The organism is Bacillus sp. N13C7, from assembly GCF_026790065.1.
Taxonomy (GTDB): Bacteria; Bacillota; Bacilli; order Bacillales; family Bacillaceae; genus Bacillus.
The window spans coordinates 44,246-59,616 of sequence record NZ_JALAMO010000017.1 but is presented as its reverse complement, the minus strand read 5'-3'; the positions used below and the strand labels follow the sequence as shown (position 1 = coordinate 59,616).

Sequence of the window (15,371 nt, the reverse complement as noted above, 5' to 3'; positions counted from 1 at the left end):
TAGGACGCCGCCAAGCAATTGAAAAAAAGGGCAGCTCATATGAGCTGCCCTTTTTGTATTCTGGTTTATTGGTATCATAAAACTTCATTTAATTGTATAATATAATAACTTTACACTCAATTTTAAATCGGCAATCAGGTTTTATGGGCCGGGAAAATGGAAATAATAAAGGATAGAGCGAGAAAGTTGAAAATTCTCGAGAAACGCCTTATAGTAAGATTAAAGTCAAATATAGTCAAAGTCAGTAAAGGAGGGGGTTGAGTGGGACATAATATTTCTGACATCATTGAACAATATTTAAAACAAGTGTTAGATCAAAACGGTAAGGAAATTTTAGAAATTAAACGAAGTGAAATTGCAGATAAATTTCAATGCGTTCCTTCCCAAATAAATTATGTCATCAACACCAGATTTACAAGCGAGAGAGGATATATTGTTGAAAGTAAACGCGGGGGCGGCGGTTACATCAGAATCATTAAAATTAAAATGAACAATGAAGTTGTCCTGATCAATAATATTATTTCTCAAATTAATACCCATTTATCTCAAGCAGCCTCTGACGACATTATTTTAAGGCTATTAGAAGACAAGGTGATTTCAGAAAGAGAAGCAAAAATGATGGTCAGCGTGATGGACCGCTCTGTATTACACATTGACTTGCCTGAACGTGATGAATTAAGAGCGAGAATGATGAAGGCTATGCTGACTTCTTTAAAATTAAAATAAGCGGGTGAAAAGATTGATTTGTCAAGAGTGCCACGAGAGACCAGCCACTTTTCACTTTACAAAGGTTGTTAACGGAGAAAAAATAGAAGTTCATATTTGTGAACAATGTGCCAAAGAAAATAGTGATTCATATGGTATAAGTGCAAATCAAGGTTTCTCTATTCATAATTTACTTTCGGGTTTGCTGAACATGGATTCTTCATTCCAAAAAGCAGGAACTCAAATGTTCAGTCACTCGGAGCAAATATCTGCGTGTCCGAAATGCGGAATGACCTTTCAGCAATTTAGGAAAATCGGCCGTTTTGGATGTTCTGAATGTTATAAAACATTTCAGACCAACATTACACCTATCTTACGCAAAGTGCACAGCGGAAACACTGTGCATGCTGGAAAAATACCAAAACGTATAGGCGGTAATCTCCATGTCAGACGGCAGATTGACATGCTGAAAAGAGAATTAGAATCCTTAATCCATCAAGAAGAATTTGAAACCGCAGCTCATGTGAGAGATCAAATCCGTTCATTAGAACAATCACTCAAAAGTACAGATAGTGAGGAGGAACAGGAGTAATGTCGCTCAAGCATTTTATTCAGGACGCACTAAGCAGTTGGATGAAGCAGAAAGGACCTGAAAGTGACATTGTACTCAGCAGCCGCATACGTTTAGCTAGGAACTTTGAACATATAAGATTTCCTACGCGGTATTCCAATGAAGAAGCCTCATCCATCATACAACAATTTGAAGATCAGTTTTCTGAACAAGAAATTCCCGGAATCGGCAAATTTGTTTTGATTAGAATGAATGATGCACAGCCTTTAGAAAAGCGTGTACTTGTTGAAAAGCATCTCATCAGTCCGAATCTGACAGAGTCTCCTTTCGGCGGCTGTTTGCTTTCTGAAAATGAGGAAGTAAGCGTCATGTTAAATGAGGAGGATCATATTAGAATTCAATGTCTTTTTCCTGGGTTTCAGCTCTTAGAGGCAATGAAGGCCGCAAATCAGGTCGATGACTGGATTGAAGAAAAAGTTGATTATGCATTCAATGAGCAAAGAGGATACTTAACCAGTTGTCCTACAAATGTAGGTACGGGTCTAAGGGCTTCAGTCATGATGCATCTGCCGGCACTGGTTTTAACTAGGCAAATAAATCGAATTATACCGGCAATTAATCAATTAGGCTTAGTTGTTAGAGGAATTTATGGGGAAGGCAGCGAAGCAGTAGGGAATATCTTTCAAATTTCAAATCAGATCACGCTTGGCAAGTCAGAGCAGGATATTGTGGATGACCTTAACAGTGTTGCTGCCCAGCTGATTGAACAAGAACGATCTGCCCGAGAAGCGCTTTATCAAACCTCTAAGATTGAGCTTGAGGATAAGGTGTATCGGTCTTATGGGGTCTTGTCCAATTGCCGGATGATAGAATCGAAAGAAACTGCAAAGTGCCTTTCAGATGTCCGGTTAGGCATAGATCTAGGAATTATTAAAGGACTTTCAAGCAATATACTTAACGAACTAATGATTTTGACACAGCCAGGATTTTTACAGCAGTACTCGGGAGGCGCTTTGCGTCCGAATGAAAGGGACATTCGAAGAGCGGCTCTCATCAGAGAACGGCTTCACTTAGAAATGAACGGGAAAAGACAGGAGGATGAATCGATATGATGTTTGGAAGATTTACAGAACGAGCTCAAAAAGTATTGGCGCTTGCACAGGAAGAAGCACTTCGTCTCGGTCATAATAACATTGGCACTGAGCATATTTTATTAGGACTGGTACGAGAAGGAGAAGGAATTGCTGCTAAAGCTCTTCAAGCGCTTGGGCTTGGTTCAGATAAAATTCAAAAAGAAGTTGAAAGTTTAATCGGCCGCGGACAGGAAATGTCTCAAACGATTCATTATACTCCAAGAGCTAAAAAAGTCATTGAGCTTTCAATGGATGAGGCAAGAAAACTCGGTCATTCTTATGTAGGAACAGAACATATTCTTCTTGGCCTGATTCGCGAGGGTGAAGGCGTTGCTGCAAGAGTTCTGAATAACCTCGGTGTCAGCTTAAATAAGGCAAGACAGCAAGTGCTCCAGCTTCTTGGAAGCAATGAAACAGGTTCATCAGCGGCAGGAACAAACAGCAATGCGAATACGCCTACGCTTGACAGCTTGGCAAGAGACTTAACTGCTATTGCGAAGGAAGACAGTCTTGACCCTGTTATCGGCAGAAGCAAGGAAATCCAGCGTGTAATCGAAGTGCTAAGCCGCAGAACGAAAAACAATCCTGTTCTCATTGGTGAACCAGGTGTAGGTAAAACAGCTATCGCAGAGGGTTTGGCACAGCAAATTATTAATAATGAAGTTCCGGAAATCTTGCGCGATAAACGCGTGATGACGTTAGACATGGGAACAGTAGTTGCCGGCACAAAATATCGCGGGGAATTTGAGGACCGCCTGAAGAAGGTCATGGATGAAATTCGCCAGGCAGGAAACATCATACTCTTCATTGATGAGCTTCATACATTGATTGGAGCGGGCGGAGCAGAAGGTGCAATTGATGCATCTAACATTTTAAAACCTTCACTTGCTCGCGGCGAACTTCAATGTATCGGAGCGACAACTCTTGACGAGTACCGTAAATATATTGAAAAAGATGCTGCGTTGGAACGGCGTTTTCAGCCGATCCAGGTTGATCAGCCATCTGTAGATGAAAGTATTCAAATTTTAAAAGGTCTGCGTGACAGATACGAAGCTCATCACCGCGTTTCAATTACTGATGATGCCATTGAAGCTGCGGTTAAGCTTTCTGACAGATATATTTCTGATCGCTTCCTTCCGGACAAAGCCATTGACTTGATCGATGAAGCGGGCTCAAAGGTGAGACTTCGCTCCTTTACAACGCCTCCTAATTTAAAAGAGCTTGAACAGAAGCTTGATGAGGTTCGCAAAGAGAAGGACGCGGCAGTACAAAGCCAGGAGTTTGAAAAAGCTGCTTCCCTGCGTGATACTGAGCAGCGTCTGCGCGAGCAAGTAGAGGATACGAAGAAATCATGGAAAGAGAAGCAAGGGCAGGAAAACTCAGAGGTTACTGTTGATGATATTGCGATGGTTGTCTCCAGCTGGACTGGGGTGCCTGTATCGAAAATCGCTCAAACTGAAACAGATAAGCTTCTCAATATGGAAAGCATTCTTCACTCCCGTGTTATCGGCCAGGATGAAGCAGTTGTAGCTGTTGCAAAAGCAGTCAGACGTGCAAGAGCAGGGTTAAAAGACCCTAAACGCCCAATCGGCTCATTCATTTTCTTAGGCCCTACAGGCGTAGGTAAAACAGAGCTTGCGCGCGCACTTGCTGAATCTATTTTCGGCGATGAAGAATCCATGATTAGAATTGATATGTCTGAATACATGGAAAAACACTCCACTTCAAGACTTGTCGGTTCACCTCCGGGATATGTGGGATACGACGAAGGCGGCCAGTTAACAGAGAAAGTCAGAAGAAAACCTTACTCTGTTGTGCTTCTTGATGAGATTGAGAAAGCGCACCCTGATGTCTTCAATATTTTATTGCAAGTTCTTGAAGACGGACGATTGACTGATTCTAAAGGGCGTACAGTCGATTTCCGCAATACCATTCTGATCATGACGTCAAACGTCGGAGCAAGTGAGCTGAAACGCAATAAATATGTCGGCTTTAACGTTCAGGATGAGACGCAAAATCATAAAGACATGAAAGATAAAGTGATGGGTGAGCTGAAACGTGCATTCAGACCGGAGTTCATCAACCGTATCGATGAAATCATCGTCTTCCATTCACTTGAGAAAAAACATCTCACTGAAATCGTGTCATTAATGTCTGATCAATTAACGAAACGCCTGAAAGAACAGGATCTTTCTATCGAATTGACAGATGCTGCAAAAGCGAAAGTCGCGGAAGAGGGCGTAGACTTGGAATACGGTGCCCGTCCGTTAAGAAGAGCGATCCAAAAACATGTCGAGGATCGTTTATCTGAAGAACTCCTTAGAGGAAATATTCATAAAGGACAGCATATTGTTCTCGATGTAGAAGATGGCGAATTTGTCGTAAAAACGACTGCTAAAACGAATTAATATAGAAGACGGAAATGAGGCATACAGCATGTAAGTGTATGCCTCACTTTCATATCAAGAAATAGAACAAGGGAGAGGTCTTACACTATATATGGCTAAAACAAAATCGAAATTCATCTGCCAATCCTGCGGTTACGAGTCTCCAAAATGGATGGGGAAATGTCCGGGCTGCGGTGCTTGGAATACCATGGTGGAAGAAATGATTAAAAAAGCACCGGCCAATCGGAGAGCGGCTTTTTCTCATTCTGTTCAAACTGTACAGAAACCTTCACCTATTACATCAATCGAAACATCAGAAGAACCCCGAGTAAAAACCCAGCTTGGCGAATTTAACAGAGTGCTCGGCGGGGGCGTTGTTAAAGGGTCCCTCGTTTTAATCGGCGGCGATCCCGGTATCGGAAAGTCAACGTTATTACTGCAGGTTTCCGCTCAATTATCAGATTCATCGAATAGTGTACTGTATATTTCGGGAGAAGAATCGGTCAAACAAACGAAACTGAGAGCAGACCGTCTCGGCATAAATAATGCGTCGCTGCACGTTTTATCTGAAACCGATATGGAGTATATTTCGTCTGCTATACAAGAGATGAATCCATCATTTGTTGTTGTTGACTCTATTCAAACGGTTTACCAAAGCGATATCACATCAGCTCCGGGCAGTGTGTCACAGGTCAGAGAATGTACGGCTGAGCTGATGAAAATTGCAAAAACAAAAGGCATTCCGATTTTTATCGTAGGGCACGTGACGAAAGAAGGGTCTATTGCAGGTCCGAGACTGTTGGAGCATATGGTTGACACTGTTTTATATTTTGAAGGTGAACGTCATCATACGTTCCGTATTTTGCGGGCTGTAAAAAACCGTTTCGGATCAACAAACGAAATGGGCATTTTCGAAATGCGGGAAGAGGGGCTCACAGAGGTTTTGAATCCTTCAGAAATTTTCTTGGAAGAACGCTCTGCGGGTTCCGCAGGCTCGAGCATAACAGCTTCTATGGAAGGCACAAGACCGATTCTCGTTGAAATCCAGGCGCTCATCTCGCCAACAAGCTTTGGCAATCCGCGGCGTATGGCAACGGGAATAGACCATAACAGGGTTTCACTGTTAATGGCTGTATTAGAAAAAAGAGTCGGGCTGCTGCTGCAAAATCAGGATGCTTATTTGAAAGTGGCCGGCGGCGTTAAGCTTGATGAACCGGCAATTGACCTTGCTATCGCGATCAGTATCGCGTCAAGCTTTAGAGATACACCTCCAAATCCTGCAGATTGTTTTATAGGAGAAGTGGGATTAACCGGAGAGGTCCGGCGGGTTTCAAGAATTGAACAGCGTGTAAAAGAAGCGGCTAAGCTTGGTTTTAAACGCATGATCATACCCGCGGCAAATCTGGATGGATGGACAAAACCAAAAGGGATTGAGGTTATCGGAGTAGCAAATGTTGCAGAGGCGCTTCGTACTTCATTAGGAGGATAATAGATGGAAAAAGAGAAAAAAGGGGCGAAACACGAGTTAGACCTGTCATCTATATTGCAGTTTGTTGCTCCGGGTACACCGCTCAGAGCGGGAATGGAAAACGTCTTGAGAGCAAATACAGGCGGTCTGATTGTTGTTGGATATAACGATAAAGTAAAAGAAGTGGTCGACGGCGGCTTTCACATCAACACGGCTTTTTCTCCGGCCCATTTATATGAGCTGGCTAAAATGGATGGGGCGATCATTTTAAGTGATTCAGGCCAAAAAATCCTCTACGCCAATACACAACTGATGCCGGATGCCACAATTTCTTCGTCAGAAACAGGAATGCGGCACCGCACTGCCGAAAGAGTAGCTAAGCAAACTGGCTGTCTCGTGATCGCTATTTCAGAAAGAAGAAATGTTATAACGTTATATCAGGAAAACATGAAGTATACACTAAAAGATATAGGCTTTATTTTAACCAAAGCGAACCAAGCCATTCAAACACTTGAAAAATATAAAACAATCCTCGACAAAACAATTAACGCACTGAATGCATTAGAGTTTGAGGAGCTTGTCACCTTCAGCGATGTCTTGTCTGTCATGCACCGTTATGAAATGGTGCTGCGAATCAAAAACGAAATCAACATGTATATCAAAGAACTGGGGACAGAAGGCCATCTGATCAAACTGCAAGTCATTGAATTGATTACGGATATGGAAGAAGAGGCCGCATTATTTATTAAGGATTATGTGAAAGAAAAAATCAAAGATCCATTTGTTCTCTTGAAAGAGCTGCAGGACATGTCCAGTTATGATCTGCTTGATGATTCCATTGTTTATAAGCTGCTCGGTTATCCAGCTTCTACAAATCTTGATGATTATGTATTGCCTAGAGGATACAGGCTGTTAAATAAAATACCGCGTCTTCCAATGCCGATTGTTGAAAATGTTGTAGAAGCATTCGGAGTCCTTCCAAGGATTATTGAGGCGAGTGCAGAAGAATTAGATGAAGTAGAGGGAATCGGTGAAGTACGAGCCCAAAAGATCAAAAAAGGACTAAAACGCCTGCAAGAGAAGCATTATTTAGACAGACAGCTGTGATTTCGGTTAAAACCTTATGAATACGGGTATATTAATGATGGTTTTTGTTTATTCTGATATTCGTAGGATGCATAAAACCTTGTGAAATAAAATGTTAAAAAAGGAGGTGGGGGGTATGTTAAAACGAATAGTTCAGGCGTTCTTCATTATCTTTGGCGGCGTTGTTGGTATATTTTTAATACCTGAATTGTTTGTACTGTTAAGTTTACAGGACATACCTTTAATAACAAACGCATATACGTCTGCGGCAATAGGTGCAATTATCTTTTTTCTCATCAGTATATGGGGTACAGATTACGTTGTGAACTGGGTGAAGTGGATAGAGGATTCATTGTTAAAAGCGCCGGTTCCAGATTTGTTATTTGGAAGTCTTGGCCTAGTTTTTGGACTTATAATCGCTTATCTTATTGTAAATGTTATTCCTTTAGACAATATACCTTACCGCATATTCAGTACAATTATCCCTGTATTTTTAGCATTCTTCCTCGGTTATCTCGGCTTCCAGGTGGGCTTTAAGAAAAAGGATGAACTGATCAACCTGTTCTCTATTTCCTCCAGAATGCAAAAGAAAAAAGGAACAGCCGATGAAGAACACGAGGTTCAGGACAAGAAGCTGAAAATTTTGGACACAAGTGTTATTATTGATGGAAGAATAGCAGATATTTGTCAGACTGGTTTTTTAGAAGGAGTTATCGTGATTCCGCAGTTTGTCCTTGAGGAATTGCAGCATATTGCTGACTCTTCAGATGTTTTAAAACGAAACAGAGGACGCCGCGGCCTTGATATCCTGAATCGCATTCAAAAGGAATTAGACATTGAAGTCGAGATTTACGAAGGCGACTTTGAAGATATACAGGAGGTTGACAGCAAGCTCGTCAAACTCGCTAAGCTGACTTCCGGGGTCGTCGTGACAAATGATTTTAATTTAAATAAAGTATGCGAGCTTCAGAAGGTAGCAGTATTAAACATTAATGACCTTGCCAATGCAGTTAAGCCTGTTGTGCTTCCTGGCGAGGAAATGAATGTTCAGGTCATTAAGGACGGGAAAGAGCATAATCAGGGAGTTGCCTACTTGGATGACGGTACGATGATTGTCGTTGAAGAAGGACGCAATTATATCGGCAAGCATATTGATGTACTCGTTACAAGTGTGCTGCAGACAGCAGCGGGACGAATGATTTTTGCTAAGCCTAAGCTGTTGGAGAAGGCGCTGTAAAGGGAGAAAAAACAATGAGTTATGATGTGGTCATTCCTGCAGCCGGACAGGGAAAACGGATGAAAGCAGGGAGAAATAAACTGTTCATTGAGCTGAAAGGAGATCCGGTGATCATTCACACGTTAAGAGTGTTTGACAGCCACCGGCCGTGTGAAAAAATCATTTTGGTGATAAACGAGCGCGAGCGGGAGCACTTTCAGCAATTGCTCACCGACTATCCGTTTCAAACCGCTATTGAGCTTGTGGCAGGCGGAGATGAACGCCAGCACAGTGTGTATAAGGGGCTGAAAGCCGTGAAACAAGAAAAGATAGTCCTTGTTCACGACGGCGCCCGGCCTTTTATAAAGCATAAACAAATTGACGAACTAATCGCTGAAGCGGAACAGACAGGAGCGGCTATCCTCGCTGTCCCGGTAAAAGATACGATTAAACGCGTTCAAGATCTCCAAGTCAGTGAGACGATTGAACGTTCAAGCTTGTGGGCTGTCCAAACGCCACAAGCTTTTCGTCTTTCTTTATTGATGAAGGCACATGCTGAGGCCGAGCACAAGGGATTTTTAGGGACGGATGACGCCAGTCTCGTTGAACAGATGGAAGGCGGTTCGGTCCGTGTTGTAGAAGGCAGCTATACAAATATTAAGCTGACGACACCAGACGATTTGACGTCAGCTGAAGCTATCATGGAATCAGAAAGTGGGAATAAACATGTTTAGAATTGGACAAGGATTTGATGTGCATCAATTAGTGGAGGGCCGTCCTTTGATTATTGGCGGAATTGAAATCCCTTATGAAAAAGGGCTGCTCGGCCATTCTGATGCGGACGTATTGCTGCATACCGTCGCTGACGCCTGCCTCGGAGCTGTGGGAGAAGGCGACATCGGCAAGCATTTTCCTGATACGGATCCTGAGTTCAAGGACGCTGACTCTTTCAAATTACTTCAGCATGTCTGGGGGATTGTGAAACAGAAGGGATATGTCCTTGGAAACATTGACTGCACCATCATTGCGCAGAAGCCGAAGATGCTGCCGTATATAGAAGATATGAGAAAAAGAATTGCTGAAGGGCTTGAGGCAGAGGTTTCTCAAGTGAATGTAAAAGCAACAACGACAGAAAAGCTTGGATTTACAGGCCGAGCGGAAGGAATAGCGGCTCAGGCGACAGTGCTGATACAAAAAGGCTAACTTGTTTTGATGCCGGGTCTATTTGGTGGTAGAATAGATTCATACATTTTTGCATGAGGCCATACATGACATGAAAGGAAGTATTTGAAAATGGGAAACGAAGTACGCGTCCGTTATGCACCGAGTCCAACCGGACATTTGCATATTGGAAATGCCAGAACGGCGCTTTTTAATTATTTATTTGCCCGCAATCAAGGCGGTAAGTTCATTATTCGTGTTGAGGACACTGATAAAAAGCGCAACATTGAGGGCGGAGAACAAAGCCAGCTGAATTATCTGAAGTGGCTTGGTATCGACTGGGATGAGAGTGTGGATGTCGGCGGTGAGTACGGCCCATACCGTCAGTCAGAGCGTAATGATATCTACAAAGTGTACTATGAAGAGCTTCTTGAAAAAGGGCTTGCTTATAAATGTTACTGTACGGAAGAAGAGCTTGAAAAAGAGCGTGAAGAACAGATTGCCCGCGGAGAAATGCCGCGTTATTCCGGAAAACACAGAAATCTGACTCAGGAAGAACAGGAGAAGTTTATTGCTGAAGGCAGAAAACCAAGTATTCGTTTCCGCGTGCCGGAAGGAAAAGTGATTGCCTTTAACGATATCGTAAAAGGTGAAATTTCTTTCGAATCAGATGGCATTGGCGACTTTGTTATTGTGAAAAAGGACGGAACGCCGACTTACAACTTCGCGGTAGCTATTGATGACTACTTAATGAAAATGACACACGTGCTGCGCGGTGAGGATCATATTTCTAACACACCGAAACAGATTATGATTTATCAAGCATTCGGATGGGATATTCCTCAGTTCGGACACATGACGCTGATCGTAAATGAAAGCCGTAAAAAGCTCAGCAAACGCGATGAGTCCATTATTCAATTCATTGAGCAGTATAAAGAGCTTGGCTACTTGCCAGAAGCGCTGTTCAACTTTATCGGCCTGCTTGGCTGGTCACCGGTTGGAGAAGAAGAGCTTTTCACTAAAGAACAGTTTATTGACATTTTTGATGTAAACCGTTTATCTAAATCACCAGCTTTGTTTGATATGCATAAGCTAAAATGGGTTAACAACCAATACGTGAAGAAGCTGGATCTTGATCAGGTTGTTGAACTTACTCTGCCGCATTTGCAAAAAGCCGGCAAAGTAGGCACTGAGCTTTCTGCTGAAGAACAAGAATGGGTTCGTAAACTGATTTCCCTGTATCATGAGCAATTAAGCTACGGTGCGGAAATTGTTGAGTTGACTGATTTGTTCTTTACGGATGAGATCGAGTATAATCAAGAGGCGAAAGCTGTTCTGGAAGAAGAACAGGTTCCTGAAGTGCTCAGCGCATTCGCTGCAAAGCTTGAAGAGCTTGAGGAGTTCACTCCGGATAACATCAAAGCAGCAATCAAAGCAGTGCAGAAAGAAACTGGCCATAAAGGGAAAAAACTGTTTATGCCGATCCGTGTCGCTGTAACAGGGCAAACTCACGGTCCGGAACTGCCGCAATCAATTGAATTGATCGGTAAAGAGACTGCAATTCAGCGTTTAAAAAACATCTAAATAGATGATTGTTGACAGGGAAGAGTATAAAGCTTAAGGCCATTACAGAAAGGATCTTCATTGGCTGAGAGAGATCCATGAGCCGGGTTTTAGAAGTGCGCCCTTAAGACCTTTGAAGAACGTTTTTTCAAAATCAGTATTCAAAGGCGGCCGCCGCCGTTACAGGCTGAAGTTGGGAGAGCAGAAGTCTGCTTTTCAAACAGAGTGGAACCGCGCGGTTAAAGCGTCTCTGTCATGTTTTCATGCAGAGGCGCTTTTTTTATTGGGTGAAGAGGAAATCAGATAGAGAAATGGGGGGAAGCATGTGTTTTTTAGAATGCTCAAAGAAGACATTGATACTGTGTTCGATCAAGATCCTGCAGCAAGAAGCTATTTTGAAGTGATTTTAACTTATTCCGGTTTACATGCTATATGGGCGCATCGGATTGCACATGCTTTATATAAACGAAAATTTTATTTCCTTGCACGCCTTATATCTCAGGTAAGCCGATTTTTTACCGGAATAGAAATACACCCCGGCGCTACAATCGGGAGAAGATTTTTCATAGACCATGGTATGGGGGTTGTCATTGGGGAGACATGTGAAATCGGCAATAACGTAACCGTTTTTCAGGGGGTTACCCTCGGGGGAACGGGGAAAGAAAAGGGAAAAAGGCACCCAACCATTAAAGATGACGCATTGATAGCCACAGGTGCTAAAGTGCTCGGTTCAATTACTGTCGGTGAGGGCTCAAAGATTGGCGCTGGATCAGTAGTGCTGCACGATGTTCCTGATTTTTCAACAGTTGTCGGCATCCCTGGACGGGTCGTTGTACAAAATGGGAAAAAAGTAAGACGCGATTTAAACCACCAGGATTTGCCCGATCCGGTTGCTGATCGCTTTAAGTCTTTGGAACAGCAGATTTTAGAGCTGAAGGCAGAACTTGAAGACAGAAAAGAAAGGATCAATCAAAAATGACAATCACACTTTATAATACATTGACTAGACAGAAGGAAACGTTTGTTCCTCTTGAAGAGGGGAAAGTAAAAATGTACGTGTGCGGACCGACGGTTTACAATTACATTCACATTGGGAACGCACGTCCGGCTATCGTTTACGATACGATTCGAAACTATCTGGAGTATAAAGGCTATGATGTGCAATACGTCTCTAACTTTACTGATGTAGACGATAAATTAATTAAAGCGGCAAATGAACTTGGTGAGGATGTACCTACCATTTCAGAGCGTTTTATTAAAGCATACTTTGAAGATGTAGGTGCGCTCGGCTGCCGAAAAGCCGATCTTCATCCGCGAGTGATGGAAAACATGGATGCGATTATCGAATTCGTAGATCAGCTCGTGAAAAAGGGTTACGCTTATGAATCAGAAGGCGACGTTTATTTCAAAACAAGAGCATTTGAAGGATACGGAAAGCTTTCTCAGCAATCAATTGATGAACTGAGATCAGGTGCACGCATCCGGGTCGGCGAGAAAAAAGAAGATGCTCTTGATTTCGCGCTGTGGAAAGCGGCGAAAGAAGGAGAAATCTCTTGGGATAGCCCTTGGGGAAAAGGACGTCCGGGCTGGCACATTGAATGCTCAGCGATGGTGAAAAAGTATCTGGGTGACCAGATTGATATCCATGCGGGCGGACAGGATTTAACCTTCCCGCACCATGAAAACGAAATTGCACAATCTGAGGCGCTGACAGGCAAAACGTTTGCGAAATACTGGCTCCATAATGGCTATATCAATATTGATAACGAAAAAATGTCAAAATCACTAGGCAACTTTGTGCTTGTGCATGACATCATTAAACAGCATGATCCGCAGCTTTTGAGATTCTTTATGCTTTCGGTTCATTATCGTCATCCGATTAACTATTCTGAAGAACTTCTGGAGAATACAAAAAGCGCGTTTAACCGTTTAAAAACGGCGTACAGCAACCTTCAGCACCGTCTGAACAGCAGTACGAATTTAACGGAAGATGACGATCAATGGCTGGAGAAGGTCGAAGAGCACCGCAAAGCATTCGAAGAAGCGATGGACGATGATTTTAATACGGCGAATGCCATTTCTGTCTTGTTCGACTTAGCGAAGCATGCCAATTACTATCTTCAGAAAGATCATACGGCTGATCATGTGATTAAGGCGTTTATTGAAATGTTTGACCGCATTGTTTCTGTCCTCGGGTTTTCATTGGGTGAGCAGGAGCTGCTCGATCAAGAGATTGAAGACTTAATCGAAAAAAGAAATGAAGCGCGCCGGAATCGCGATTTTGCATTGTCAGATCAGATCCGCGACCAGCTGAAAAGCATGAATATCATTCTTGAAGATACGGCTCAAGGCACTCGCTGGAAACGGGGAGAATAACGAATGCTTGATTTTGAGACGATAAAAGATTCAAAGCAGCTTAACGGTCTTGCACTTGCTTATATAGGTGATGCCATTTTTGAAGTGTATGTCAGGCATCACCTGCTTAAGCAGGGTTTTACCAAACCAAATGATCTTCATAAGAAATCTAGCCGGATCGTTTCGGCAAAGTCACAGGCTGAGATCCTTTTCTTTCTGCAGGATCAATCATTTTTTACGGAAGAAGAGGAAGCGGTGCTGAAAAGAGGCAGAAATGCCAAGTCGGGAACAACACCTAAAAATACAGATGTTCAGACGTACCGCTATAGTACAGCATTTGAAGCGCTGCTGGGCTACCTTTTTCTAGAGAAAAAAGAGGAAAGACTTAGTCAGCTCGTTGCCGAAGCCATACAATTCGGGACGTCAGGGAGGAAAACTAATGAGTCAGCAACATGATTACGTCATAGGGAAAAATGCAGTGATCGAGACGTTAAAGTCAGATCGTAAGCTGTATAAGCTGTGGATGGCGGAAAACACCGTAAAGGGGCAAGCACAGCAGGTGATTGAACTTGCGAAAAAGCAGGGAATTACAATTCAATATGTCCCGAGAAAAAAACTCGACCAAATGGTGACAGGGCAGCATCAAGGCGTAGTGGCACAGGTTGCAGCGTATGAATATGCGGAGCTGGATGATTTATATAAAGCAGCCGAAGAAAGAAATGAACAGCCTTTCATCCTCATTCTGGACGAGCTTGAAGACCCTCATAATCTTGGCTCCATTATGAGAACAGCTGATGCGGTCGGCGCCCATGGCATCGTGATTCCAAAACGGAGAGCTGTCGGGCTGACAACAACAGTGGCAAAAGCTTCAACAGGGGCAATTGAGCACATTCCTGTAGCAAGAGTCACTAATTTAGCACGGACGTTAGAAGAGATGAAAGAGCGGGGAATCTGGGTTGTCGGAACGGATGCATCCGCGCGTGAAGATTACCGCAATATGGACGGCAATATGCCTTTGGCTTTAGTCATTGGAAGTGAAGGAAAAGGGATGGGCCGTCTCGTTAAAGAAAAATGTGATTTTCTCATTAAACTCCCGATGGCCGGGAAGGTAACTTCACTGAATGCATCTGTCGCGGCTGGTCTATTGATGTATGAAGTCTACCGGAAACGAAACCCTTTGGGAGAATAAAGACCCATGGATATCCTGTTAGTAGACGGATACAACATGATTGGAGCCTGGCCGCAGCTGAAGGATTTAAAAGCGAACAGTTTTGAAGAGGCGCGAGACGTACTGATTCAGAAAATGGCGGAATATCAATCGTATACAGGAAACAGGGTGATTGTTGTTTTTGACGCACATCTCGTTAAAGGGCTTGAGAAAAAACAGACCAACCACAGAGTTGAAGTGATTTTCACAAAAGAAAATGAGACGGCTGATGAGCGGATAGAAAAGCTTGCTCAGGCTTTGAATAATGTGGCGACTCAAATTCATGTTGCGACCTCTGACTACACTGAGCAGTGGGCGATTTTCGGACAAGGGGCATTGCGGAAATCGGCCCGGGAGCTTTTGAGAGAGGTAGAAGCAATTGAAAGGCGAATAGAGAGACGAGTAAGGAAAATCACTTCCGAAAAGCCGGCGGGTAAAATTGCTTTATCGGAAGAGGTTTTGAAAACGTTTGAAAAGTGGAGGCGTGGGGACTTAGATTAAGTTGACGCTTTTTTGCCC

General features: G+C 43.1%; 16 protein-coding genes, 1 pseudogene and 1 other annotated feature. Of the genes and pseudogenes, 16 read left to right on the top strand and 1 reads right to left on the bottom strand.

Annotated features, from left to right (window positions below):
- Positions 1 to 261: 261 nt before the first annotated feature.
- The 4 genes and pseudogenes from ctsR to clpC all read left to right on the top strand — a co-directional run.
- A complete protein-coding gene (gene ctsR, locus MOB98_RS17370) occupies positions 262 to 726 on the top strand; it encodes a transcriptional regulator CtsR (protein ID WP_014475590.1) in 465 nt (154 codons plus the stop codon).
- Positions 727 to 739: 13 nt separating this feature from the next.
- Complete coding sequence (gene mcsA / locus MOB98_RS17365; protein ID WP_268362007.1) at positions 740 to 1,297, top strand: protein-arginine kinase activator protein McsA; 558 nt, start codon at positions 740 to 742, stop codon at positions 1,295 to 1,297.
- Positions 1,297 to 2,388: a protein arginine kinase gene (locus MOB98_RS17360; protein WP_061188087.1), complete on the top strand. Its 1,092-nt coding sequence runs from the start codon at positions 1,297 to 1,299 to the stop codon at positions 2,386 to 2,388. The genes mcsA and MOB98_RS17360 overlap by 1 nt, the downstream gene beginning before the upstream one ends.
- Positions 2,385 to 3,728, top strand: a pseudogene (gene clpC, locus MOB98_RS20925) (ATP-dependent protease ATP-binding subunit ClpC); the annotation flags it as partial. The gene MOB98_RS17360 and the pseudogene clpC, both read left to right, overlap by 4 nt.
- A gap of 60 nt (positions 3,729 to 3,788) precedes the next feature.
- On the opposite strand, the gene MOB98_RS20920 reads toward clpC, so the two are convergent.
- Positions 3,789 to 3,905: a hypothetical protein gene (locus tag MOB98_RS20920; RefSeq protein WP_419901014.1), complete on the bottom strand. Its 117-nt coding sequence runs from the start codon at positions 3,903 to 3,905 to the stop codon at positions 3,789 to 3,791.
- Between MOB98_RS20920 and MOB98_RS20915 the strand changes: the two genes are divergently transcribed.
- The 12 genes from MOB98_RS20915 (at position 3,888) to rae1 (ending at position 15,353) form a co-directional block, all read left to right on the top strand.
- Entirely contained in the window at positions 3,888 to 4,817 is a 930-nt protein-coding gene (locus MOB98_RS20915; protein WP_419901013.1) for an AAA family ATPase, read from the top strand. The two genes, MOB98_RS20920 and MOB98_RS20915, sit on opposite strands and share 18 nt — an antisense overlap.
- Before the next feature lie 91 nt (positions 4,818 to 4,908).
- Positions 4,909 to 6,285 (top strand): DNA repair protein RadA, encoded by a 1,377-nt coding sequence (radA, locus tag MOB98_RS17350; protein WP_268362009.1) that lies wholly within the window; start codon positions 4,909 to 4,911, stop codon positions 6,283 to 6,285.
- 3 nt (positions 6,286 to 6,288) lie between these two features.
- Entirely contained in the window at positions 6,289 to 7,371 is a 1,083-nt protein-coding gene (gene disA, locus MOB98_RS17345; protein ID WP_003225736.1) for a DNA integrity scanning diadenylate cyclase DisA, read from the top strand.
- Positions 7,372 to 7,486: 115 nt separating this feature from the next.
- On the top strand, positions 7,487 to 8,587 hold the full coding sequence (locus MOB98_RS17340; protein WP_268362010.1) for a PIN/TRAM domain-containing protein: 1,101 nt from the start codon (positions 7,487 to 7,489) through the stop codon (positions 8,585 to 8,587).
- A gap of 14 nt (positions 8,588 to 8,601) precedes the next feature.
- A complete protein-coding gene (gene ispD, locus MOB98_RS17335) occupies positions 8,602 to 9,300 on the top strand; it encodes a 2-C-methyl-D-erythritol 4-phosphate cytidylyltransferase (protein ID WP_268362011.1) in 699 nt (232 codons plus the stop codon).
- On the top strand, positions 9,293 to 9,769 hold the full coding sequence (ispF, locus tag MOB98_RS17330; RefSeq protein ID WP_014475594.1) for a 2-C-methyl-D-erythritol 2,4-cyclodiphosphate synthase: 477 nt from the start codon (positions 9,293 to 9,295) through the stop codon (positions 9,767 to 9,769). The genes ispD and ispF overlap by 8 nt, the downstream gene beginning before the upstream one ends.
- Before the next feature lie 90 nt (positions 9,770 to 9,859).
- A complete protein-coding gene (gene gltX, locus MOB98_RS17325) occupies positions 9,860 to 11,311 on the top strand; it encodes a glutamate--tRNA ligase (protein ID WP_268362014.1) in 1,452 nt (483 codons plus the stop codon).
- 2 nt (positions 11,312 to 11,313) lie between these two features.
- Positions 11,314 to 11,545: a binding site (T-box leader), on the top strand.
- A 70-nt stretch (positions 11,546 to 11,615) separates the two neighbouring features.
- Positions 11,616 to 12,269 (top strand): serine O-acetyltransferase, encoded by a 654-nt coding sequence (gene cysE, locus MOB98_RS17320; RefSeq protein ID WP_003225749.1) that lies wholly within the window; start codon positions 11,616 to 11,618, stop codon positions 12,267 to 12,269.
- Entirely contained in the window at positions 12,266 to 13,666 is a 1,401-nt protein-coding gene (cysS, locus tag MOB98_RS17315) for a cysteine--tRNA ligase (protein ID WP_268362016.1), read from the top strand. The genes cysE and cysS overlap by 4 nt, the downstream gene beginning before the upstream one ends.
- A 3-nt stretch (positions 13,667 to 13,669) precedes the next feature.
- The gene (locus tag MOB98_RS17310) at positions 13,670 to 14,101 is read left to right on the top strand and encodes a mini-ribonuclease 3 (protein ID WP_003242030.1); all 432 of its coding nucleotides are present in this window, start codon (positions 13,670 to 13,672) and stop codon (positions 14,099 to 14,101) included.
- Positions 14,085 to 14,834 (top strand): 23S rRNA (guanosine(2251)-2'-O)-methyltransferase RlmB, encoded by a 750-nt coding sequence (gene rlmB, locus MOB98_RS17305; protein ID WP_268362019.1) that lies wholly within the window; start codon positions 14,085 to 14,087, stop codon positions 14,832 to 14,834. Before MOB98_RS17310 ends, rlmB begins: the two co-directional genes overlap by 17 nt.
- Before the next feature lie 6 nt (positions 14,835 to 14,840).
- A complete protein-coding gene (gene rae1 / locus MOB98_RS17300) occupies positions 14,841 to 15,353 on the top strand; it encodes a ribosome-dependent mRNA decay endonuclease Rae1/YacP (RefSeq protein WP_268362022.1) in 513 nt (170 codons plus the stop codon).
- Positions 15,354 to 15,371 lie beyond the last annotated feature (18 nt).